At 68.1% G+C, this 21858-nt stretch carries 18 protein-coding genes and 1 pseudogene; 5 read left to right on the top strand and 14 right to left on the bottom strand.

What is annotated here, in order from left to right; translation table 11 throughout:
- The first annotated feature begins 1 nt into the window (after window position 1).
- The gene (locus E7V67_004440) at window positions 2-1216 is read left to right on the top strand and encodes a type II secretion system F family protein (protein ID WUR14357.1); all 1215 of its coding nucleotides are present in this window, start codon (window positions 2-4) and stop codon (window positions 1214-1216) included.
- Window positions 1217-1222: 6 nt separating this feature from the next.
- On the opposite strand, the gene E7V67_004435 is transcribed toward E7V67_004440, so the two are convergent.
- The 4 genes from E7V67_004435 to E7V67_004420 all read right to left on the bottom strand — a co-directional run bounded on the left by E7V67_004435 (window position 1223) and on the right by E7V67_004420 (window position 8182).
- Window positions 1223-2572: an MFS transporter gene (locus tag E7V67_004435; GenBank protein WUR14356.1), complete on the bottom strand. Its 1350-nt coding sequence runs from the start codon at window positions 2570-2572 to the stop codon at window positions 1223-1225.
- A gap of 48 nt (window positions 2573-2620) precedes the next feature.
- Window positions 2621-4459: an alpha-amylase family glycosyl hydrolase gene (locus E7V67_004430; GenBank protein ID WUR14355.1), complete on the bottom strand. Its 1839-nt coding sequence runs from the start codon at window positions 4457-4459 to the stop codon at window positions 2621-2623.
- A gap of 46 nt (window positions 4460-4505) precedes the next feature.
- Window positions 4506-6791, bottom strand: coding sequence for a TonB-dependent receptor (locus E7V67_004425; GenBank protein ID WUR14354.1), 2286 nt, complete (start codon window positions 6789-6791; stop codon window positions 4506-4508).
- A 311-nt stretch (window positions 6792-7102) separates the two neighbouring features.
- Window positions 7103-8182, bottom strand: coding sequence for a LacI family DNA-binding transcriptional regulator (locus tag E7V67_004420; GenBank protein WUR14353.1), 1080 nt, complete (start codon window positions 8180-8182; stop codon window positions 7103-7105).
- A 124-nt stretch (window positions 8183-8306) separates the two neighbouring features.
- Here E7V67_004420 and E7V67_004415 point away from each other — a divergent pair, with 124 nt between their 5' ends.
- From E7V67_004415 to yacG, 4 genes are all read left to right on the top strand, one after another.
- Window positions 8307-9185, top strand: a complete 879-nt coding sequence (locus E7V67_004415; protein ID WUR14352.1) for an A24 family peptidase — start codon at window positions 8307-8309, stop codon at window positions 9183-9185.
- Window positions 9182-9805, top strand: coding sequence for a dephospho-CoA kinase (gene coaE, locus E7V67_004410; protein ID WUR14351.1), 624 nt, complete (start codon window positions 9182-9184; stop codon window positions 9803-9805). The genes E7V67_004415 and coaE overlap by 4 nt, the downstream gene beginning before the upstream one ends.
- Window positions 9806-9995: 190 nt before the next feature.
- Window positions 9996-10751: a cell division protein ZapD gene (zapD, locus tag E7V67_004405; protein WUR14350.1), complete on the top strand. Its 756-nt coding sequence runs from the start codon at window positions 9996-9998 to the stop codon at window positions 10749-10751.
- Window positions 10752-10754: 3 nt separating this feature from the next.
- Window positions 10755-10934: a DNA gyrase inhibitor YacG gene (gene yacG / locus E7V67_004400; protein ID WUR14349.1), complete on the top strand. Its 180-nt coding sequence runs from the start codon at window positions 10755-10757 to the stop codon at window positions 10932-10934.
- 20 nt (window positions 10935-10954) lie between these two features.
- Here the strand turns inward: yacG and E7V67_004395 are convergent, their stop codons facing one another.
- From E7V67_004395 to E7V67_004350, 10 genes and pseudogenes are all read right to left on the bottom strand, one after another.
- On the bottom strand, window positions 10955-11638 hold the full coding sequence (locus E7V67_004395) for a 4'-phosphopantetheinyl transferase superfamily protein (GenBank protein ID WUR14348.1): 684 nt from the start codon (window positions 11636-11638) through the stop codon (window positions 10955-10957).
- A 26-nt stretch (window positions 11639-11664) separates the two neighbouring features.
- The gene (locus E7V67_004390) at window positions 11665-12351 is read right to left on the bottom strand and encodes an autoinducer binding domain-containing protein (protein WUR14347.1); all 687 of its coding nucleotides are present in this window, start codon (window positions 12349-12351) and stop codon (window positions 11665-11667) included.
- Between the two features lie 184 nt (window positions 12352-12535).
- Window positions 12536-13690 (bottom strand): acyl-CoA dehydrogenase family protein, encoded by a 1155-nt coding sequence (locus tag E7V67_004385; GenBank protein ID WUR14346.1) that lies wholly within the window; start codon window positions 13688-13690, stop codon window positions 12536-12538.
- Window positions 13683-14237, bottom strand: coding sequence for a cupin domain-containing protein (locus E7V67_004380; protein ID WUR14345.1), 555 nt, complete (start codon window positions 14235-14237; stop codon window positions 13683-13685). Before E7V67_004380 ends, E7V67_004385 begins: the two co-directional genes overlap by 8 nt.
- A 25-nt stretch (window positions 14238-14262) precedes the next feature.
- Window positions 14263-14799, bottom strand: coding sequence for a hypothetical protein (locus E7V67_004375; protein WUR16227.1), 537 nt, complete (start codon window positions 14797-14799; stop codon window positions 14263-14265).
- Between the two features lie 78 nt (window positions 14800-14877).
- Window positions 14878-15159 (bottom strand): annotated as a pseudogene (locus tag E7V67_004370) (AMP-binding protein).
- Window positions 15086-16024: an AMP-binding protein gene (locus E7V67_004365; GenBank protein WUR14344.1), complete on the bottom strand. Its 939-nt coding sequence runs from the start codon at window positions 16022-16024 to the stop codon at window positions 15086-15088. Before E7V67_004365 ends, E7V67_004370 begins: the two are co-directional and overlap by 74 nt.
- The gene (locus tag E7V67_004360; protein ID WUR14343.1) at window positions 16017-18902 is read right to left on the bottom strand and encodes a beta-ketoacyl synthase N-terminal-like domain-containing protein; all 2886 of its coding nucleotides are present in this window, start codon (window positions 18900-18902) and stop codon (window positions 16017-16019) included. Before E7V67_004360 ends, E7V67_004365 begins: the two co-directional genes overlap by 8 nt.
- On the bottom strand, window positions 18899-19213 hold the full coding sequence (locus tag E7V67_004355; protein ID WUR14342.1) for a Dabb family protein: 315 nt from the start codon (window positions 19211-19213) through the stop codon (window positions 18899-18901). The genes E7V67_004360 and E7V67_004355 overlap by 4 nt, the downstream gene beginning before the upstream one ends.
- The gene (locus tag E7V67_004350; GenBank protein ID WUR14341.1) at window positions 19192-21858 is read right to left on the bottom strand and encodes a beta-ketoacyl synthase N-terminal-like domain-containing protein; all 2667 of its coding nucleotides are present in this window, start codon (window positions 21856-21858) and stop codon (window positions 19192-19194) included. The genes E7V67_004355 and E7V67_004350 overlap by 22 nt, the downstream gene beginning before the upstream one ends.

The raw sequence follows: 21858 nt of genomic DNA, 5'->3' as shown, positions 1-21858 counted from the left end.
GATGGCACGAACTGGAAACCAGGTGAAGGAGTCCGTCTTCGCATGGGAAGGCAAGGACAAGACCGGCAAGACGGTGCGCGGCGAGCTGCGCGCCGGCGGCGAGGCCGTCGTCAACGTCACCCTGCGGCGCCAGGGCATCATGGTGACGAAGGTGAAGAAGAAGGTGTACCGCGCCGGCCGCAAGGTGACGGACAAGGACATCACGCTGTTCACGCGCCAGCTGGCCACGATGATGAAGGCCGGCGTGCCGCTGCTGCAGGCGTTCGACATCGTGGGCAAGGGCCACGCCAACCCGTCCGTGTCGAAGCTGATCATGGACCTGCGCGCCGACATCGAGACCGGCACCAGCCTGAACCAGGCCTTCCGCAAGTTTCCGCTGTATTTCGACCCGCTGTTCTGCAACCTGGTCGGCGCCGGCGAACAGGCCGGCATCCTGGAAGACCTGCTGACGCGCCTGGCGATCTACAAGGAAAAGACGCTGGCCATGAAGGCCAAGATCAAGTCGGCGCTGACCTACCCGGTGGCGATCCTGGCGGTGGCGTTCATCGTCACGGCCGTCATCATGATCTGGGTGGTGCCGGCCTTCAAGGAAGTGTTCACCAGCTTCGGCGCCGACCTGCCGGCGCCCACGCTGTTCGTGATGGCGATGTCGGAATTCTTCGTCAGCTACTGGTACCTCATCTTCGGCGGCCTGTTCGCCGCCATCTACTTCTTCTTCCAGGCCTGGAAACGCTCGCTGGCGATGCAGCAGGCGATGGACCGGCTGCTGCTGCGCGTGCCCATTTTCGGCGACGTGATCCGCAAGGCCACCGTGGCGCGCTGGACGCGCACGCTGTCGACGATGTTCGCCGCCGGCGTGCCGCTGGTCGAGGCGCTCGACTCGGTGGGCGGCGCGGCCGGCAATGCGGTCTACCTGGACGCCACCCGCAAGATCCAGGGCGAGGTCTCGACCGGCACCAGCCTGACGGTGGCGATGCAGAACGCCGAGGTGTTCCCCAACATGGTCACGCAGATGGTCTCGATCGGCGAGGAGTCCGGCGCGCTCGACGCGATGCTGGGCAAGGTGGCCGACTTCTACGAGGACGAAGTGGACGAGGCGGTGGCCTCGCTGTCCTCGCTGATGGAGCCGGCCATCATGGTCATCCTGGGCGTCCTGATCGGCGGCCTGGTGGTGGCGATGTACCTGCCGATCTTCAAGCTGGGTTCCGTGGTCTGACGGGCCTCAATGCCCGCCCGTGGCGCCCAGCGCGCCCGCGGCGGGCAACGCCTCGGCCGCCGGCTGCAGCTTGACCCACAACACCGCCACCGCCGCGCACAGCATCAGCACGCCGGCCAGGCGGATCACGTTCTCCGGATTGCCGCCCAGCGCCGACTCGTAATACAGCGGCAGGGTTCCGATCTGCACGATCATCGGCAGCACGATGAACATATTGAAAATGCCCATGTAGACGCCGGTGCGCTCGGGCGGGATGCAGCCGGCCAGCATCACGTACGGGTTGCCCATCATGCTGGCCCAGGCCAGACCGATGCCGACCATCGGCAGGAACAGCAGCGCCGGCTCGCGGATCAGCGGGATCCACAGCATGCACGCGCCCGCCAGCGCCACGCAGACGCTGTGCGTGATGCGGGCGCCAAAGCGCCGCGTGAACGGCACCAGGGCGAAGGCGGCAATGAAGGCGACGAAGTTGTAGAACGCGCCCACCTGGCCATTGAGCAGGCCGGCATCGCGGAAGCCCTGGCTGGCCGGGTCGGTGGTGCCGTACAGCGACTGCGACAGGGCCAGCATGATGTACTGCCAGTAGCAGAACATCGCATACCACTGGAACAGCTTGACGAGGGCGAGGCGGCGCATCGTGTCCGGCATCTCGCGCACGGCCTGCACGATATCGGCCAGCACGGCGCGCGCACCGGGCCGGCGCGCCCGCATGCGCGCCAGTTCGGCCGCGTCCAGCGGCAGCTCCGGGCTGGTGCGGATCGACCACAGCACGCTGGTAATCGACATCACGGCGCCGATGACGAAAGCGGCCACCACCACCTGCGGGATATGGCTGCCGTTGGTCGCGTCCTTGTCCATCCCCCACAGCACCAGCAGCGAAGGCGTCAGGTAGGCCAGCGTCTGGCCCAGCCCCGTGAACGCGCTCTGGGTCAGGAAGCCCAGCGAGTGCTGCGAGGGCGGCAGCTTGTCGCTGACGAAGGCACGGTAGGGTTCCATCGTCACGTTGTTGGCCGCGTCGAGGATCCACAGCAGGCCGGCCGCCGCCCACAGGGTGGGACTGAACGGCATGCACAGGAGGCCCAGGCTGCACAGCAGCGCGCCGATCAGGAAGTACGGCGTGCGCCGGCCCCAGCGCGTGACGGTGCGGTCGCTCAGCGCGCCCACGACCGGCTGCACCAGCAGGCCGGTGACCGGCCCGGCCAGCCACAGCAGCGGCAAGGTCGCCTCGTCCGCGCCAAGGTATTTGTAGATCGGGCTCATGCTGCTCTGCTGCAGGCCAAAGCTGAACTGGATGCCGAAGAAGCCCACGTTCATATTGACGATCTGCCAGAACGACAGGCGCGCTTGCTTTGCCATCGCTGTCTCCGTTGTTGTAAGTGTTTTTATATGTGCTTCGGGCGGCGCTCAGCGCCGCAACCAGCGCATGTCCCAGGGTCCCAGTTCGATCTCGTCAGGATACCCGGGCCAGCCACCTTCGCCCAGCGCCGGCAGCGCGACCTTCAGCGGGCGTTCGGAAAAATTGAACAGGCCAAGGAAGCTGTCGCCGCGGGCCAGCGCCAGCAGCGCCGGATCATGCGTGGGCAGCAGCGCACGTGGCACGCTCGCGTCCAATGCCGGGCAGGCGCGCCGCTGCTCGACCAGCGCGCGCAGTGCACCGAACACCCGGCCCGCCCAGCTGTCCGGATCGTCGCGCCAGGCCAGCGCGTCCTCGTCGAACACGGGTCGCTGCACCCAGCGCGTGTCGTGCGCGCGTTGCGGATCGTCACGGTAGCCATGGTCGTTGCCCATGCCCAGTTCATCGCCCATGTACAGCATCGGCAGGCCGCCAAATGCCAGCGCCACGCCATGCACCAGCAACAGGCGCCGCAGGGCCAGCTCGCGCGCCAGCGGTCCGGCCGCCGTCTCGAAGCCGCTCAAGGCGGCCGCCATGCCGTTGGTCGCCTGTACCGCGCTGGCCGCGCCGGCCTGGAACGGCACGCCGGCCGCATAGCTGCCGCCGGCGCCATGGAAGAAGTCCGCGATGGCGGCCAGCCGGTCGGTCGAACCGTCCGCCTCCCGCGCCAGGATCTTCCAGCCGATGTCGTCGTGGCAGCGCACGTAGGTCAGCCAGCTGGCGCCGGGCGGCGGCGTCGGCGTGCCGGCGACGACGCGCCGCAGCATGGTCGTGTCCTGCTCGGCCAGCGCGGCCCAGCTGGCGGCCATCAGGGTGCTGTGGTAGGCCAGGTGGCACTCGGGCACATCCGGCTCGCCCAGGTAGGCCGGCAAGTCGGCGGTGGGTACGATGGCCTCGGCCTTCAGCAGCACGCCCGGCGCAGCGATGTCGACGATCGCCCGCAGCGCCTGCAGCAGCGTGTGCGCCTCCGGCTGGTTCATGCAGGAGGTGCCCTCGCGCTTCCACAGGAAGGCGGTGGAATCGAGCCGGAACACCTCCACGCCGCGATTGGCCAGGCGCAGCAGGGCGGCCGCGATCTCGGCCAGCACCGCCGGGTTGGCGTAATTGAGGTCCCACTGGAACGGGTAGAACGTGGTCCAGACCCACCCGTCCAGCGCCGGCACGTGGCTGAAATTGCCCGGTGCTGCGGCCGGGAAGACCTGGCCGAGGGTGCGCTCGTAACGCTCCGGCATGGTGCGGTCGGGGAACACGTGGAAGAACTCGCGCAGCCGCGCATCGCCGGCCTGCGCGCCGCGCGCCCAGGCATGGTCGTCGGCCACGTGATTCAGGATGAAGTCGGCGCACAGGCTGATGCCGGCACCGCGCAGATGCGCGCACAGCGTCTCCAGGTCGTCCATGCTGCCCAGCGCCGGGTCGACCTCGTCGAAACTGGCGACGGCGAAGCCGCCATCGTTCTCGCCGGCGCGCGGCTTCAGGAACGGCAGCAGGTGCAGGTAGGTGACGCCGAGCGTGCGCAGGTGGCCGATGCGTTTGCCCACGCCAGCCAGGTCGCCGCCGAAACGGTCGGCGTAAGCGCTGTAGCCGAGCATGTGCTGGCGTAGGAACCAGCCCGGATCGGCCGCGCGCCGCGCGTCCAGCGCCAGCAGGTCGGCCGGGCGCGCGGCCAGCAGCGCGCCGATGCTGCCCAGCAGGTCGTCGTACCAGTGCTCGAAATCGGGACGGTAGCCGTACAGGCCCGCCAGGCGGCGGTACAGCAGGGGGCCATGGACGGCGTAGCGCCGCGCCGCGTCCGCGCGCAGTGCCAGGGGCAGCGCCGCAAGCAGCCGCTCGGGAGAAGGAAAATCGCTCATATCGCTCAGGAGAAAAAGGCCGGCACCATGCGGTGCCGGCCAGGGGTCAGAACGTGTACTTGACGCTGGCCTTGATGGAACGGCCGGCGATCGCACGGGCCGCGTGACCGTCGCCTTCGACCTCCGTATAGCCCAGTTCATTGAACAGGTTGTTGGCAGACAGCGACAGCATCACGCGCTCGCTCACCGGGTAGTTGGCGAACGCGCTGACGGTGCGGTAGGCCGGCATGCGGATCGTGTGCTGGTCGTCCGCCCACGACTTGCCGGTACCGACCACGCTGGCGCCGACCAGCGCCTTGCCGATGGCGTACGTGGAAGAGAGCTGGTAGACCGCGCGCGCCTGGCGCCGCGGGGCATTGCCGATGAGCGCTTCGCTGCCCGGCGCGGTGGCGCTGATCTCCGCGTCCGTCAGCGTCAGGCCGCCGTTCACTTCGAACGCGCCGCGGCGCCAGGCCGCTTCGATCTCGACACCCTTGGCGTCGTAGCTGTTGGCGGTGCTGGTCTGCGTGGTCACCTCGAAATTGCTTTCGCGCGTCTTCGCATGGAACAACGTGACGAAGGCGCTGAGCGGGCCGTTGCGCCACTTCGCCCCGCCTTCGACCTGGCGCACCGTGTTGATGCTGACCGGCGCGCTGCCGTCCAGCGGGGCACCGAACAGGATGCGGTCGGCGTTGAAGGCCACGCCGTCGCTGGCGCGGGCGAACAGCGCCAGCGCGCCGCTCACGCGGTAGTTCGCGCCCACCGAGTAGGAATTGCGACTGAGATCGTAATCGACGCGCTGCACGGTGGCGGGGTCGTAGCGGCGCGCACCGGTGGCGATGTTGGCGCTGCCGTTGGCGCTCTGGCGGTCGTGCCGCAGGCTGGCGTCCACGTTCAGGGGACCGGCCTCGTAGCCAACGTTGACGTATGGCGCACGGTACTTGTATTCCATGTCGATGGCGCGCGAGCAGCAGGCGCCGAACGCCGGCCCGACCAGCCCCGGTGTCACGTTCGCCGTTTGCAGCAGGGCCGGGCGGTCGCCGCTGGCCTGCATCAGGTATTCGTTGAAGTTCCAGGTCAGGCCCAGGTCCTGGTTGGCCAGGTACAGGCCACCCGTAGCGGTCACGCGCGCGCCGCCCGCCAACTGGAAGGTGCGTGCCAGCTTGGTGTCGCTCATGATCGAACCGGCATCGTCAATGGACGTATTGAACACCACGGCGGCGAAGGCGCGGCCGGCGTAGGCCTGGCCGGCGCGCGGGCCGGTGGCGAACACGTAATCCCCGACCGTACCGCTGTTGCCGGCGAAGACGCCGATGAAGCGCCCGCTGTTGACCGACTTGCGCAGCCGCTCCGTGACCTTCCAGCCGTTGCCGACGTCGAACTGCGCTTCCAGGCCGAGCGTGGTGCTGCGCACGCGCATGCCGTCGTTGACGTCGTGCGCCACCTGGCGGTTGTTCTTGTCGAGCGTGACGTCCGGCACCCAGTAGGGCGAGTAGAAGCTGGCCGTGCGCGGATCGATGCCGTCGACCGTGGCGATGCGGCCATTGCTGACGGTGACCGGCACCGGCAGCGCCGTCGGCGTACGGTCGTTCAGGTGCTTGAGCGAGACGCGCAGGTAGCCATTGTCGAATTCGCGCGTGACGTTGGCGCGCAGCTGGCCGCCCTTCTCGCTGGTGACGCCGGTCTCGCGCACGCCCTCGCCGCGGCGATAGAAGCCGCCGACGAAAAAGCGCGTCCGGTCCGCCAGCTTGCCGCCGTACTCGGCGTCGATGCGCGTGGAATCGTAATCGACACCCTGGGTCAGGCCGATGCTGCCGCCCTCTTCCTCGCCGGTCTTGCCGATGAAGTTGACGATGCCGCCCGGCGCATTGGTCGCCAGCGTGGAGGCGGAGCCGCCGCGCACCACTTCCAGGTGCGACAGGCCGCCGTCGATACGCACGTAGGCATCCGGCGTGATGAAATTGAAGTCGCCCGACTGCAGCACGGGCAGGCCGTCTTCCTGGATCTGCACGTAGCGCGAACCGCCCGCCGAGATGGGCACGCCGCGCACCGTCATGTTGGCATTGCCCTCGCCGCCCGAGGATTCCGAGCGCACGCCCGGCACGGAGCGCAGCACGTCCGCCGCGCTGGTCGGCACCGCCTGGGCGATCGTGTCCGCTTCGAGCGTGCTGAGGGACACGCTCGATTTCATTTTCGATGTGCCGCCGGCCGTGCCGGTGACGACCACGCGGTTCATCTGCAGCGCGTCGTTGTCCGGCGCGGCCGGGGCCTGCGCTTCCTGGGCCAGCGCGCCGCTCATTTGCAGCAGGGCGAGCGATACCGCCGCCCCCATGCGGGTGCAAGGGAATGTCATGGGTCTCCTCCGTTTTTGTCGATTGCGCCGTGCTGGCGACGGCGGCCGTGACAGACCGCTGCGTTACCGCACTTGCGTGGCGAAATTATCATCACATTCCGGATTTAATGCAATCGATTGCAATGACAATTTTTTCTGTCTGTTGCAATGCTGCCGCAGGAAATGCCAAAGCCGTCATCCTTGGGGATGGATTACTCGACCCTCATATGCAAACGATTACAAAAGCACGTGTGCGTCGGGTGCGCCGGGCGGTGCGGCAAAGGAACTAGGAGCCCTGGGCGTCGGGTGCGCCGGGCGGTACGGCAAAGGAACTAGGAGCCCTGGGCTTCGCCGGCGCTGGCGCGCACGACCAGTTCGGTGGGCAGTTCGACCGCGGGCGCCGGCTTGCCGTCGATCAGCGCCAGCAGCGAGGCCACGAGGGCACTGCCGGCAGCACCGATCGGCTGGCGCACGGTGGTCAGGCGGGGATGGAAGTAGGCGGATTGCTCGATGTCGTCGTAGCCGACCACCGCGACATCCTCGGGCACGCGCCGGCCGTGCGCGCGCAGGCTGTCGATGGCCGTCATCGCCAGCAGGTCGCTGCAGGCGAATACGGCGTCGTAGTCGACCCCGCGTGCCTGCATCGTTTCGACCGCTTCCCTGCCGCCGCTGGGCAGGAAGGGGCTGGACACCTGCAAGGCAGGATCGACGGCGATGCCATGCCTGGCCAGCGCGGCGCAATAGCCGCGATAACGCTGGGCCGGTTCCGGCAGGTCGATATCGCCGAAGAACGCGATGCGCCGGCGCCCCTGCGCGATCAGGTGCTCCGTTGCCAGCATGCCGCCGCCGACGTTGTCGCTGCCGACGCAGCAATACAGTTGTTGCGGCAGATGCGCGCCCCAAACGACCATCGGCACCTTGCGCGCCGCCAGTTCGTTCAGTTCATGGTGCCGCCCCCACTGGCCGACCAGGATGATGCCGCCGACGCGGCCGGTGTCGAACGGCGTGGCGGCCGCTTCGCCCAGCCGGTCGGTCGGCAGGCGCGAGAACAGCATGTCGAAGCCCTGCTCCGTCAGCGCGTCGGCCACGCTGCCCAGCATCGCCAGCAGGAACGGGTCGGTCAGGCGCAGGTGGGTCTTGCGGTCGTACGGAATCAGCACGCCGATGGTACGGTTCTGCTTCAGGCGCAGGTTCTGCGCGCCGATATTGATCGAGTACTTCAGCGAAGCGGCCAGCTCCAGGATGCGGCCGCGGGTTTCGGCATTGACGAGCGGGCTGTTGTTCAAGGCGCGCGACACGGTGGCCGTCGAAACGCCGGCCAGCCGGGCGATGTCCGCCATTTGCAGGCGGCGCCGTGCCGCCTCGCTGCCCGCCCCGTCCTGCCGTGCTTTCGCCATATCGTCCGTTCCCATGTCACCCATCCGGGCAGAAGGCCGATTGTATGTCAGCACGTCAGCCGGAGGAAAGCACATGACGGCCGCGGCGCTGGTGTAAGCTTCGGTTTCGCGCAGCCACTCGTTCGTACCGCTCACCGACATGCTCCAGGACCTCTATCTCTTCGCCCCGCCCGCCACGCCAGGTGCCGCCATCCTCGCCGCCATCTTCGGCCTCTTGATCGGCAGCTTCCTGAACGTCGTCATCTATCGCATTCCGGTCATGATGAAGCGCGAGTCGGACAACTACGTGGCGGCCGAATCGGGCCAGCCATTGCCGCACACGGACCGCTTCGACCTGGTGCTGCCGCGTTCCGCCTGCCCGCACTGCGGCCACAAGATCACGGCGCTGGAGAACGTCCCCGTCGTCAGCTGGCTGGCGCTGCGCGGCAAGTGCAGCCAGTGCAAGGCGCGCATCTCGGCGCGCTATCCGCTGGTCGAGGCGTTTACCGGGGCGCTCTCGGCGCTGCTCGTATGGCAGTTCGGCAGCGGTCCGATGGGGCTGGCGAGCCTGCTGTTCGCCTACCTGCTGATCGCGCTGACCTTCATCGATGCCGACACCCAGCTGCTGCCGGACGACCTGACCTATCCGCTGCTGTGGGCGGGCCTGCTGGTCAACCTGAACGGCACCTTCGTGCCGCTGGCCGACGCCGTGATCGGCGCCGCCGCCGGCTACCTGGTGCTGTGGACCGTGTACTGGCTGTTCAAGCTCGCCACGGGCAAGGAAGGCATGGGCTACGGCGACTTCAAGCTGCTGGCGGCGCTGGGCGCGTGGCTGGGCTGGACGATGCTGCCGACGATTATCCTGCTGTCCTCCATCGTCGGCGCGCTGGTGGGTATCGGCCTGATCGTGTTCGCGCGCCACGGCCGCGGCAACCCGATCCCGTTCGGCCCCTACCTGGCGGCGGCCGGCATGATCGCGCTGCTGTTCGGCGGCCCGATCGCCGGCTTCACGACACGCCTCTTGGGCGGTGGCGCGTGAGCGCGCGCTTTACCGTCGGCCTCACGGGCGGCATCGGCAGCGGCAAGAGCGTCGTGGCGCGCCTGTTCGCCGAGCGTGGCGTGGACATCGTCGACACCGACCAGATCGCGCGCGGCCTGACGGTTGCGGGCGGCGCCGCGATGCCGGCCGTGCTGGCCGAATTCGGCGCCGGTTGCGCCGACGAACACGGCGCCCTGGACCGCGCCAGGATGCGCGCGCTGGTGTTTTCCGACCCGGCCGCCAAGGCCCGGCTGGAAGCGATCCTGCACCCGATGATCCGCGACGCGGTCTACGCGGCCAGCCTGCTGGGCACGGCCCCGTATGTGATCTTCGACATTCCGCTGCTGGTGGAATCGGGCACCTGGCAGTCGCGCCTGCAGCGCGTGCTGGTCGTCGATTGCCCGGAGGAACTACAACTGGTGCGCGTGATGCACCGCAACGGCCTGCCGGAAGCGCAGGTGCGGGCCATCATGGCCGCCCAGGTGCCGCGCCAGGTGCGGCTGGCGGCGGCGGACGACGTGGTCGACAATGGCGGCGAACTGGCCGCGCTGGCGCCGCAAGTGGACCGGTTGCACGGCCTTTACGTCGAAATGGCCGCCGCGCACGCGAGAAACAATTAACAACGTTTGTATTTTTGCCTCCCATGGTTCAGAATCACGAGAATTCTTTCAGGGAGCTCGGGACAGCCGCAGCAAGCGTTCTCGCCTGTCCGCTGCGCCGCCAGTTTTGCGCCGTCCGTACAGTGCCGCCATGGCGCCGCGGCGGCGCCGCCGGGTTCCCTTTCCGGGTCTACCAACAGAGGGATTCACTTTGATCGTCTATGAATATCCTTTCAACGAGCGAATTCGCACGTTGTTGCGGCTGGAAGATCTGTTCGAGAAATTCAAGTTTTTTGTGCATCAGGAACACCCGATGCAGCATCACGTGGCGCTCTCCACGATCTTCGACATGCTCGAAGTGGCGGGCCGCGCCGACCTGAAATCCGATCTGCTGCAGGAGCTGGAGCGCCAGCGCCAGACGCTGCTGGGCTACCGCACCAATCCCAACGTGCAATCGGAAATGCTCGATGCCGTGCTGGGCGAGGTGGATGCCGTCTCCAGTGCGCTGGTGGCGGCCCAGGGCAAGACGGGCCAGAACGTGCGCGACAACGAGTGGCTGATGAGCATCCGCGGCCGCACGATCATCCCCGGCGGCGCCTGCGAATTCGACCTGCCGTCCTACTATGCCTGGCAGAAGCGCCCGTTCGAGGAGCGCTTCAACGACATCATGACCTGGTTCACGCCGCTGGCCCCGCTGTTCGACGCGCTGGCGCTGGTACTGCGCCTGCTGCGCGACTCGGGCGCGCCCAAGAAGATGATCGCCAACGCCGGCAGCTACCAGCAGATGTTGCAGGGCAAGGTGTACCAGATGCTGCGCCTGACCGTGGACGGCACACTGGGCGCGATCCCCGAGATCTCGGCCAACAAATACATGTTGTGGGTGCGCTTCACCACCCAGGGCGGCGACCTGAAGCCGAAACCCCTGGAAGAAGACGTGCCCTTCGAACTCACCCTTTGCGCTTTTTGATGTATGCCTACTGTCGTTGACTGCCCTACCTGCGGCAAGAAAGTGGAGTGGACGGAGAAGAACAAGTTCCGTCCCTTCTGTTCCGAACGTTGCAAGCAAATCGACCTGGGTGCCTGGGCCGAGGAGAAGTACACCATCCCGGCCGCCGCGCCGGCCGATCCGCTGGATGACGAGCTGAAATAGCGCGCGTCGCGGCAGCGCCGTCACCATCGGAAATCGGTCAGCACGCGTCCCTGCCCCAGCAGGGCATAGCCGACCGCGAAACGGCAGCCCGTGACAAAGGGCGCCGGCAGCGCCTGCGACACGTCGAACCACAGGCGGCGCGTGTCGCAGTCGATGCCGACGACCTCGACCGCGTCGAAACCGAGGAAACGCCGCACAGTCTCGAACACCGCCTTGTAAAAGCTTTCCTTCGCCGAGAACACGAGGGTAAGCACGATGTCCGGCGCGAGCGGACAATCGAGCGCGTCCAGCCAGGCCTGTTCGCGCGTCGACAGCACGACCTGGCGCAGCGCCCGCAGGGCGCGGCCCTGCGCGATAGTCTCGATATCGATTCCCACCCCGCGCATCCCGATTCTTGGCAGCGCCACCGCGGCTGCCATGCCGTGGCTGTGGCTGATGCTGCCAATGAGACCGTGCGGCCAGAGCGGCTCGCGCGCGGCGCCCACGCCGACCACGCCAGCGTGGCCATGACGCGCCAGCGCGGCGCGGGCGCACCAGCGTCCGAAAAAGAACTCCGCCTGGCGTTTCGGCACCGCGCGCGCGATGGCCGGCGGCAGCGCGATGGCGTGCCCGGCAAAGCACGCCACGTCGAAGCGTTCCGCGTCGAAGTGCGCATGGAACAGTTCGAGCGGGGGGACCGCCCCGTCGGCCGATGCGAGCAGCATCGAAGCGGGCGCCGGCACCTGGGCAGTCAAAGCAGGCGCAGCAGCGCGGCCTTGATCACGCCTGCCGTCTTGTTCGCCGTGCCCAGCTTGAGCAGTGCGTTGTTGATGTGAAAACTGACCGTGCGCTCGGATATCTGGATGATTTCCGCGATATCGTTGGCCGTCTTGCCGTCGGCACTCCAGCGCAGCACTTCGACTTCGCGCGCCGTCAGGCAGATATTCGCCTCGGCCCGGCCGTTCTGCAGCGTGACCCGCGTCATCGCGTCGAGCGCGGCCTGGGACAGCCACCACAGGTGCGGCGCGTGCTTGCGCAGCTCGGCGTCGCCGACCGGCTCGTGCGAGCGCGAGACCGTCAACAGGCCGGCCACGCCACGCGCGTTGTAGGCCGATTGCGCGACGCCCACGCGCAAGCCATGGTCGCGGGCATCGTCCCACAATGCCGGCGCCGCCGCGAATACCTGGTCCGACCATACCAGGGCCTGCTGCGAGGTCAGGCCGTGGGCCACCGTGGGATCGCAGGCCACGTAGTTTTTTTCCAGGTAGCGCTTGCGCCAGCTTTCCGGATAGTTGGCAATGATGGACATGGCCGGCCTGATCACCGGCAAGGGCCAGCGCATGCCAAAGGCGCAGTACTCGAACCCCAACTCGAGCACTGCCGTGACAAGCACTTCCAGTACCTCGGCTTCGCTCTTCACGGCGTCCAGAACCTGCATGAAAGGTTCTTGCCAACGCATTACTTTGTCACTTATCACAAGACCTCGGATTGCCCTCGCTCACCACTCATGCCCCTTGTCGGAGGCAGGGCCGATGAGCACCGGGATTGAAGATGGTTGATCAATTCATTTGCGCCGGGCGGCACGGCCACGCTGCCACGCGACCGGCCGTACCGGTGCGGGCCTACAGCATCGGGAACCCTTCCGCCACGCTGCCGTTCAGCAGCAGGTTGCCGACTGCTTCATAGCCGCTTTCCTTGCCCACCAGGTGCTGGCACCAGGTGAGGGAATCGCGCATTGCCCGCTCGATCGGCGTCTCGCCGCGCCGGATCGCCGGCCCGCCCACCAGGTCGTACAAGGCCAGGATCACCTCGCGCGAGCTGCGGAAGGCACTGACCCGCGAGAGCCAGACGTCGGCACGCAGTCGCTCGTCAGGCACCTCGCCGCTTTCCAGGCATCGCCACTGGCGCTCCAGGGTACGGTACAGATAGGCACGGGCGGCGTTGTGCTTCAGTTCGCACTCGGCCAGCTTGTGCTGGACAATCGGGGAATTGCGCAGCGGCGTGCGGGTATTGAAGTCCTGCCGCTCTTGCAGGTAGCCATGGGTGAAATCCAGGGCCGCGCGGCACACACCGAGCGGTATCGCGGCCATCTTGCGCAGGAAGGTATCGTTGCGTTGCCACAGCAGGCCATCCCGTTGCGCCGGCTGGCGGAAGCTGAAGCTGTGCGCGCGCGGGAAGAAGCCGCCCTTGACATGGTAGTTGTGGCTGCCTGTGCCGTGCAGGCCGGTGGTATCCCAGTTGTCCTCGATGTCGAAGTCACCCTGCTTGCCCAGCACGACGATCCATTCCGGCCGGCCCTCGGCGTCCAGCCGCGGACTGCCGTGTTCATAGATCAGGCAGCCGGCGCCGATGACATCGGCGTGCTTGATGCCACTGCCGAAGATCCACCGCCCGGTGACCTTGTAGCCGCCATCGGTCTCGATGGCGCGCCCGCCCGGATATACCCAGCCGGCCTGGACAGCGTCGAGCGAGCCATACAGCTCACGGGCGACCCCATCGTCCAGGTAGCCCGAATACAGGCCCGAATCGCAACCGATCATCACGCACCAGGCCACCGAGGCGTTGACGCTGGCCAGGGCTTCGATGATTTCCAGCTGCTCGAGCGTGGTCAGCTCAGGGCCACCCCAGCTGCGCGGCATGCACATGCGGAAGCAGCCCGCCTCCTTCAGGCGAGCCACCACCCAGGCCGGCAGCGTGCGGCCCTCCTCCAGGTCGGGCGCCGCCGCCAATTCCGGCAACAGCCGGCGCACGTTGGCCAGGATGCTGTCCTTAGTCATGCTTGGCGCCTCCGGGCGGCGGCAACAGGACGATCGTGCTCTTGTACTTCTCGGCCAGCGTGTCCCAGTAGGCGCGGGTAGCCCGGGTATCGCGGTCGGCCGCGTCCTTGAAGCTGAACTCGCGGAAGAAATCGACCATCTTCTTGTTATTGTAGCTCCACAGCATCTTCAATGTCGTGGTCCCGGTATTGCTCAGGCCATGGTGGCTGCCGGGGGCGATCAGGATCATGTCGCCCGCCGTAACCTTGCTGACCTCGCCGTCGAGCGACGCCTCGCCTTCGCCTTCGACGATGTAGATGAATTCCTCGGTGCCAGGATGGTAGTGCACCGGAATGCTGATCTTGGCCGGCAGGCGCTCGGTCCCGGCCGTCATCGTGCCCTGGCCGTCGTCGTTGGGCACCAGGATCTGGATGTCGGTTAGGTCGGGACCGAATTTTACCGTCTCCACCGTCTTGGCGTGGATGACCCGCGATTTGGGACCGTGGGCGGCAGCCAGCGGGCTGGCCAGGACCGCGACGGCCAGGGCGGCGATTTGCAGCGATTTCATGACATTCTCCTAGTAGTGGTTGGTGTTACGCCGCGCAAGGCTGCTCGGCCGCCAGGGCCGACAGACGCGACAGCGTGGGATGCTCGAAAACATGGAACAGCTCGATATGCGGCCATTGCGCCGCCAGGTCGAGGTGGAACGACACGGCGTGCATCGACGTCAGCCCCTGCGCGAACAGGTTGTCGTTCGGACCCAGCCGCGACACGTTCAGGTAGGGCGCCAGCAGCGCCGCGATCCTGTCGCCCACGCCGGGCGCCGGACCGGCCGGTCGAGCCGGCATGGCCACGGTGGGCGCCAGGGGCGCCAGCGCCTTGCGGTCGAGCTTGCCGGCACTGTTGCGCGGGAAGTCGTCCACGACCGCCAGGCTGTGCGGTTGCATATACGGCGGCAGCAGCCGGGCCAGCTCGGCACGGGCCGTGCAGGCCGGGTCCGTGCAGGGGTGGCGCGGGTCGGGCTTGACGAAGGCGACCAGGAGGTCGACCTCATGCCGGTCACGCACGCACAGCACGGCGGCTTCGGCCACGAACGGCAGCGCCTCGAGCGCATCGGTGATTTCAAGCAATTCGATGCGGTGACCGTTGACCTTGACGTAGTCGCCGGCGCGCGTGACGAAGTTGAGCAGGCCGTCGGCATCGATGAAGCCGATATCGCCGCTGTCATACCACAGCGTGCCGTCGTGCATGGCGTGGCTGAATTTCTGCGCGGTCAATTGCGGCTGGCCGAGATAGCCGAGCGCGAGGCCATCGCCGCCGATCAGCAGGCGGCCCGGTTCGCCCGGCGCCACGGCGCGGCCCGCGTCGTCGACGATGGCGATGTGGGTATTCTGGATCGGCACGCCGATCCGGCGTTCACCCGGCGCCTCCAGCCGCATCCAGGTCGACCATACGGTGGTTTCGGTCGGACCGTAGACGTTGTAGGCCGCGCGCGCGCGCGACCAACGTGCTCGACAGTTGCTGCCCGAGCGCTTCCCCGCCCACCAGCACCGTGTCGAAGCGGAAGTCCGGTGGGAGATAGGGCAGCAGGCACTTCAGCAAAGAGGGGGTGGACTGGTACAACGTGGGCCGCAGCGTCGCCAGCAAGCGGGCAAGCGCCTGCGGCGAGGCGGCCTGCTGCTCATCGGAAAGCACCAGGGTGGCGCCGTTTGCCAGCGCCAACGCATATTCCAGGTAGAAGATATCGAAGCCCGGCGATGTGCTGGACAGCACCAGCGGCGCGACCTGCCCGGCCAGCAGCACGCTGAAATGGTCGAGCAGATTGCCGCAGGCTTGCGTGGTCACCATCACCGCCTTCGGGATGCCGGTGGAACCGGACGTGAAGATGCGGTACGCCTCGCGCCCGCCCGAATGTGACGGCCGCGCCTGCCCGGCACGGCGCGCGGCCAGGTCGACGATGGCGACGCCGGCGCGGATCTCGCCCACCCCGGCATGCGGCGGATTGACGCTGTCGTGCAGCACCACGCAACCGGGCAGCGCGCCCAGCATCTGCTGCAGGCGCGCGGCCGGCGTGCTCCAGCTGATCGGAATGTACGGAACGCCACGGTACTGGCAGCCGATCATGGCTGCCAGCAGCGTCGCGCCGCGTGGCAGGCACAGCAGCACGGCGGCATCCGGCGCCAGGGCCAGGTCCGCCAGCAACGCGGCGCTGTCGATGGCCTGCTGGCGCAGCTGGGCATAGGTCCATTCGGACGCCCCGCAGCGCAAGGCGATGCGCTCGGGCCAGCGCGCGGCGGCGTCTTCGAAACGCGCGATAAAGTCGGGATAGCCCGAGGTGATACGTCCACTAAGCATGACTGTTCGCTTCCAGTAAATGATGGGTGAATCGGGTGCCGAGCGCGAAGAACGCAGCGATCAGGCGCTCCGCGTCGGCCTGGTTGTGATAGTCCGGGTCGTAGTGGAGCACCAGCCGCAGTCCGTCGCCCGCCTCCGCCTTGAACTGGAAACACAGCTCGCCGTACACCGGACGGTAGCGATAAGCCGCCTCGCGCCACGGCACGCCGTCGAGTTCCAGGCGATAACCATCGTTCTGGTTCTGGAACATGAACAGCAGGCGATACGGCACGCCGCCGCCGGCAGCCTGCACGATGGCATCGAGAGGAACTGCCGCGTGCTGCAACGCCGCACTGAACTGGCTCGCGGTGGCGGCCAGGATCGCGCCATAGTCCTCGCTGTCGGGAACCGGCACATGCAGCGGCAGGTTATTGATACGGCAATCGATGCGCTGCACGGCGGCGCCCTCGCGGTTGTTCAGCGTGGTGCCGGTCAACACATGGGCGGCCCCGCTGTGCTGCGCGATCAGGGCGTTGAAGATCGCGTAATACAGCACGAACGGGGTGCAGCTGTGGGCACGGCAGACGGCGCGCGCGGCGCCATACAGGGCTGGCGGCACGACGGCTTCGGCGCTGCCGGCCGGATACTGCGGCGCGCTGCCGCCGCTGCGCGGCAGCCGCGCCGCCAGCGTACTGGGTGCGATACCGGCGAGCCGGTCGTGCCAGAAGCGCAGGTCGGCGTCGCCCCAGCCACGCGCCGGCAGTGCCGCCAGCGGCGCCATTTCCTGTCCCGCCAGCGCGCGTTCGAGCGCGCGCAGCAGGTTTTCCAGTCCCACGCCGTCGATCAACAGATGGGGGAAATTCAAGGCCAGGTAATGCTGTGCGCCATGGTGCAGCAACAGGAGCCGCGCTGCCGGACCGCTTTCCAGCGCGAAGCGATGGCCGAAAAAGGCCGTCAGCCGCGGCTCCGGGTCGGCACTGGCGGCCAGTTCGTCCCGCTCCGCCGCCAGCAGCTCGCCGCGCGGCGCGCCCAGCTCGATGGTGCCGGCATTCCACTTGAGGCAGCGGGCAAAGGAAGGCTGCGCGGCCAGCACCGTCCGCAGCGCCTGGCACAGCCGCTCCCAATCGGGGGCGACCGGCCCGTTCAGGCAGAGCGGAACGTTGTAGTGGCTGTGACTGCCGCGCTGCATCTTCTCCAGCAGGTAGAAGCGGCCCTGATAGGGATTCAGGCATGCCTGGGCCGCTGCCGGCTCGAGCGGAGGCAGCGGCTCGACCGGAGACAGCGGCGCGGCCGCCGCCACGGTCGGCTGCAGCCGGGCCATCAGGTGGCGCGCCAGCGCCAGTGGCGTCGGGTGCTGATAGATGTCGTCCTGGGTCAGCACGATGCCGAAGCGGGCGCCCAGCTGGTCGATCAGGGTGACAGCCGTGATCGAATCGCCGTACAGGTCGAAGTAGTTGCTGTTTTCGTCCAGCCCCGTGTCGCCCAGCGCTTCCTCGTACAGCGCAACGATCGCGGCGCACAGCTGCGCCTCGCCGGGCGGCGCCGTGGACGAAGCCGACGCCGCGGCGACTGCCATGCCCTCCCCCAGCTTTTCCGGTACCAGGCTGAAGCGACGCAACCGCCAGTCCGGTGCCGGCAGGCGTGCGCGGCTGCCCGGCTGCCCCTGGTAACGTTGCAGGATCAGATGGGCATTGGTGCCGCCGACACCCATCGAGCTGACGCCGCAGCAGTCCCGTTCGGCAAAGTCGAGCACGCTTCCGGTGGCGGCCACCGCGAACGGCGAATCATCCAGCTTCAGCAAGGGATTGGGCGTGTCCAGGTTGGCCGTGCCCGGGTAGTAGCCGCGCTCGAGCGCCAGCACGGCCTTGACGAGCGAGGCAATCCCGGACGACCAGAACAGGTGGCCGATATGCCCCTTGACCGAGCCCAGCAGGATGGGCCGGTGCGGTTGCGCTGGCGGATACGATTCGACCAGGCGGCGCAATGCCCGCACTTCGATCGGATCGCCGACGACCGTCCCGGTGGCATGGCACTCGACGAACGCCAGCTGCGCCGGTGCCACGCCAGAGGCCGCGTAGGTCTCGCGCAACAACGCCAGCTGGCCGTCGCTGGAGGGTGCCGCGAAGCTGACCTTGCGCGCGCCGTCGTTGTTGACGCCGGCCGCGCGCACCAGCGCGTGGATGCTGTCGCCGTCACGCAGCGCGTGTGCCAGCGGCTTGATCAGCACTGCCCCGCCGCCGCTGGCCGGTACCGTCCCATCGGCGCGCGCATCGAACGGTCGGCATACGCCGCCCTCGGAGTAGATCGACCCGGGCTGGTATTCATAGCCCGCATCGAGGGGAAAAGTGATCGCCACACCGCCGGCCAGCACGGCGTCGCAGCGGCCGCTCCACAACAGGTGGCAGGCCTCGCTGACCGCCACCAGCGACGATGAGCAACCGCTTTGCAGGTTGAACGCCGGTCCGTTCAGGTCGAAGGTATAGCTGACCCGCGTGGCCAGGAAATCGCTGCCGCGGTTGACGTTCTCCAGCAGCGCCGGCAACGGCGCGATATGCCCGCGCGCGGCCAGCGTCGCAAGATAGTCGTGGTAGGTTCCGTTGCAGGCCTGGGCGGCGACCACCCCGACCCTGCCCATGCCTTGGCCACGCAGGTAACCGGCATCCGCGAACGCGGCTTCCGCCAGCATCAGGAACTGCCGGCATTGCGGATCCATGATGCGGGCTTCCTGCTCGCTGACGCCGTAGCGCGCCGGATCGAACAGTTCGGCATACGCCAGGTCAGGCCGCAGTGCCGCCGCACCGTCGGCCAGGGCATCCCAGTACGCCTGGTAGTCGGGCGCGCCGGGCAGCGTGCAGGCCATCCCGACGACCGCCAGCGGTTCGTGCACGAGCGCGCTCATGCCCGGCCGCCCAGGTCGTCGAAATCGAACACGGCGGCGTCCTCGAGCAGCGGCTCCAGGCAGGTGCCGATGAAGTCCAGGTGCGCCGGATGCTGCTGGTAGGCGTCACGCTCCGCCCGTCCCGCGAAGCCCATCACGAATCCGTGACCAAAGCCGCGCTGATGCGGGTTGGCGGGATCGTTCGGCCCGTAGGAATAGGACAGGATCTGCGGAATCTGCGTGCGCAACTGGCCCAGCGCGTGCAGCGCGTGCTCGGCCTGCTGCGCCGTGACGGCCGGCGCGAAACGCATCAGGATGACGTGGTAGTACATGCGGACCTCGTGAAACGGTTGATGTGCAGGGCGATCATTGCCAGGTGGGCCGGGTCGACGATCTGGACGTGGTCGGCGTCGATGCGCACGATCGGCTCATCGGCCTGGCGCCGCCAGCCGTTATCGTTCTTGGCGCGGTCGAACGCCTGCAGCAGCGCCGCATCGGCCAGCGGCTTGCGGGTACCGATCGCCACGATGTTCAGGAACGGCAGGCCCAGCGAGCCCGGCACGAATGCGCGTGCCATCGCCCGCTCCGCGGCGAACACCTGTTGCAGTCGGCGCGCCTGGCGCTGCAGCTGGTCGGCCTCGAAGCGCTCGGCCAGCAGGCTGCCCTGATCCATGAAATAGGCCAACGCGCTGTCGGCGAACAGCGCCGCATGCTCCTCGCGGTACACCACCGAGTCGATCGCCACGGTGCCGCACAGCCGATAGTGCGGTGCCAGCAGCGGCGCCATCAGGTCGGCCAGCATGCCGCCCAGCGACCAGCCACCCAGGCATAACGGCACCGAGCGCTCGAGCAACGCCGCGCGCAACTGGCTGGCATACAGCGCGGCCAGCTCGGCGCCATCGCGGATCAGTTGGCCCTCGTCCGCATACAGGTTATGCGAATCGATCGCCAGCAATTCGATGTCGGGCGCCAGCTGGGCCGCGAGCGGCCGGTAGGTTTCGTAGCCCGAGATACTGGCATGCACCAGCACCAGGCGCAGCCGCGGCGTGCCCTGCGCGGCGCGGACCAGCTTGACCAGGCGGCCCGCCTGTGCCGGCCCGGCCGGCGCCTCGAGCGCGGCCAGCTGCTGGTCGAAGCGGTCGTGCTGGTCGATCCAGTCCAGGTCATGTTGCGTGCCGAACGCCCCATTGATATCGTCGAGCATCGTCAGTGCCAGCATCGAATGCCCGCCGGCGTCGCGGAACGAGGTTTGCGGCGTCACGTCCTGCAGCAGCAGGGCCGCCTGCCAGATCGCGCGCAGGCGCTGGGCGGCATCGGCAGCGGCATCGGCGGCGGCAGCCGGTGCCGCGACGGCGGCCGCTTGCGGCAGGCCGACCCGTGCCTGCGGATCGATTTCGCTCCAGCCCAGGTCGACGGCGCGCGGCCCCGGGCCCGGCGCCGGCTCGGGCGCGGAAACGGGCAGCGCCGCGCCGTCGAAGGCGGCCAGCTGGGCTGCCAGGGCGGCCGCGTCGGCGCCGGCGAAATGCGCCACGAACGGCTTGCCGCGGGCACGCCGGTTCAGCGTGAACACGAGCGCCTCGAACCCGGCCTGGGTGCTGGCCAGCGCGGCGCCGGCACGCGCGACGGCCGCGCGCAGGCGTTCCTTGCTGCTGGCACCGACGCGTACCGGCAACACGGCACCGGCCGCACCTTGCGCTGCCGGTGCCGGCGGCGCCGACTGCACCAGCAGTGCGCAATTGGTGCCGCCGATACCGAGCGCGTTGACGATCGCGGTGAGCGGCTGGCCGACGGGGGCCGCCGCCGTCGGCACGAACAAGGGCGTGCCGTCGAAACTGATGCGTGGATTGAGCACGCTGAAATTGGCCGCGGGCGCGATACTGCCGCGGCCGATCTGGACAATCGTGCGCAGCAGGCCGACCAGCCCGGCCACGGTGTCGAGGTGGCCAACCGAGGCCTTGGCCGAGGCCACGGCCGTGCCGCCCGCCGCGCGCGAGCTGGCGCGAAACACCTGGCGCAGTGCCGCCGCCTCGATCACGTCGCCGATGTAGGTACCGGAACCGTGCGCCTCGACGAAATCGATGGCCCCGGGCTCAAGGCCGCCCTTGCGCAGAAGCGCCTGCAGGTTCTCGGCCACCGCCGACGAACTGGGCGCCACGTAGCTGGCCTTGTTGCTGCCGTCGTTGTTCACGGCGCTCGCGGCCAGCACCGCCAGGATCGGATCGCGGTCGCTGACGGCGTCCTCCAGCCGCTTCAGCACGAACACGACGCAGCCGAAGCCCGGCACCATGCCGTCGGCATCCTGGTCGAACGAGCGAATCACGCCGCTGCGCGACAGGTTCATGCCGGGACGATATTCATAACCCTGGTGCAGCGGGAATGGCAGGCAGGCGCCGCCTGCCAGGGCCACGTCGCAGTCGCGCAGCGCCAGCGACTGCATGGCCGTGTGCAGCACCAGCAGGCCGCTGGAGCAGGCCGACTGCACGCCGAAGCTGGGGCCGCGCAGATTCAGCACGTGCGACACGCGCAGGGCCTGCTGCTCCTTGTTCGAGCCGATTTCGATCTCGAACGGATGATAGTTGCCGGCATCGTCCGCCGCGGCGCGCGCCAGCTGCACGAAGTCGCTGTCGGAGGCGGTCGAGAACACGGCGCCGCGCCCGGGCAGCGCCATCGGATTGTAGCCGGCAGCCTCGATGGCCTTCCAGCAGTGCTGCAGGAACAGGCGCTGCTGTGGATCGATGATGACGCTGTCGCGCAGCGACAATCCGAACAGGCGGTAGTCGAACCCGGACCAGTCGTCCAGATAGGCGGCCCGGTCGACCCAGTTCTCGCCGGCCGCGGCCGCGCCGGGCGGCGCCGAGAAGGCATCGGCGGCGTCGAACGTCATGCGCTCGAATCCGGCCAGCGAGTCGGCGCCCGGCAGGGCCAGCGCCGTCCCGATGACTGCGATGCGGTGGTCCATCTGCGCTAGTCCGGTCAT

This window comes from [Empedobacter] haloabium, assembly GCA_008011715.2.
In the GTDB taxonomy this organism is placed as follows: Bacteria; Pseudomonadota; Gammaproteobacteria; order Burkholderiales; family Burkholderiaceae_D; genus Rugamonas; species Rugamonas haloabia.
The sequence above is the reverse complement of the archived record's forward strand: the minus strand, read 5'-3'. Positions and strand labels throughout refer to the sequence as shown.

Bases quoted from the DNA above. Each gene is read 5' to 3' on its own strand.
- E7V67_004440 (WUR14357.1), top strand. From the start codon at position 2: ATGGCACGAACTGGAAACCAGGTGAAGGAGTCCGTCTTCGCATGGGAA.
- E7V67_004435 (WUR14356.1), bottom strand. From the start codon at position 2,572: ATGGCAAAGCAAGCGCGCCTGTCGTTCTGGCAGATCGTCAATATGAAC.
- E7V67_004430 (WUR14355.1), bottom strand. From the start codon at position 4,459: ATGAGCGATTTTCCTTCTCCCGAGCGGCTGCTTGCGGCGCTGCCCCTG.
- E7V67_004425 (WUR14354.1), bottom strand. From the start codon at position 6,791: ATGACATTCCCTTGCACCCGCATGGGGGCGGCGGTATCGCTCGCCCTG.
- E7V67_004420 (WUR14353.1), bottom strand. From the start codon at position 8,182: ATGGGAACGGACGATATGGCGAAAGCACGGCAGGACGGGGCGGGCAGC.
- E7V67_004415 (WUR14352.1), top strand. From the start codon at position 8,307: ATGCTCCAGGACCTCTATCTCTTCGCCCCGCCCGCCACGCCAGGTGCC.
- yacG (WUR14349.1), top strand. From the start codon at position 10,755: ATGCCTACTGTCGTTGACTGCCCTACCTGCGGCAAGAAAGTGGAGTGG.
- E7V67_004395 (WUR14348.1), bottom strand. From the start codon at position 11,638: ATGCTGCTCGCATCGGCCGACGGGGCGGTCCCCCCGCTCGAACTGTTC.
- E7V67_004390 (WUR14347.1), bottom strand. From the start codon at position 12,351: ATGCAGGTTCTGGACGCCGTGAAGAGCGAAGCCGAGGTACTGGAAGTG.
- E7V67_004385 (WUR14346.1), bottom strand. From the start codon at position 13,690: ATGACTAAGGACAGCATCCTGGCCAACGTGCGCCGGCTGTTGCCGGAA.
- E7V67_004380 (WUR14345.1), bottom strand. From the start codon at position 14,237: ATGAAATCGCTGCAAATCGCCGCCCTGGCCGTCGCGGTCCTGGCCAGC.
- E7V67_004365 (WUR14344.1), bottom strand. From the start codon at position 16,024: ATGCTTAGTGGACGTATCACCTCGGGCTATCCCGACTTTATCGCGCGT.
- E7V67_004360 (WUR14343.1), bottom strand. From the start codon at position 18,902: ATGAGCGCGCTCGTGCACGAACCGCTGGCGGTCGTCGGGATGGCCTGC.
- E7V67_004355 (WUR14342.1), bottom strand. From the start codon at position 19,213: ATGTACTACCACGTCATCCTGATGCGTTTCGCGCCGGCCGTCACGGCG.
- E7V67_004350 (WUR14341.1), bottom strand. From the start codon at position 21,858: ATGACCGGACTAGCGCAGATGGACCACCGCATCGCAGTCATCGGGACG.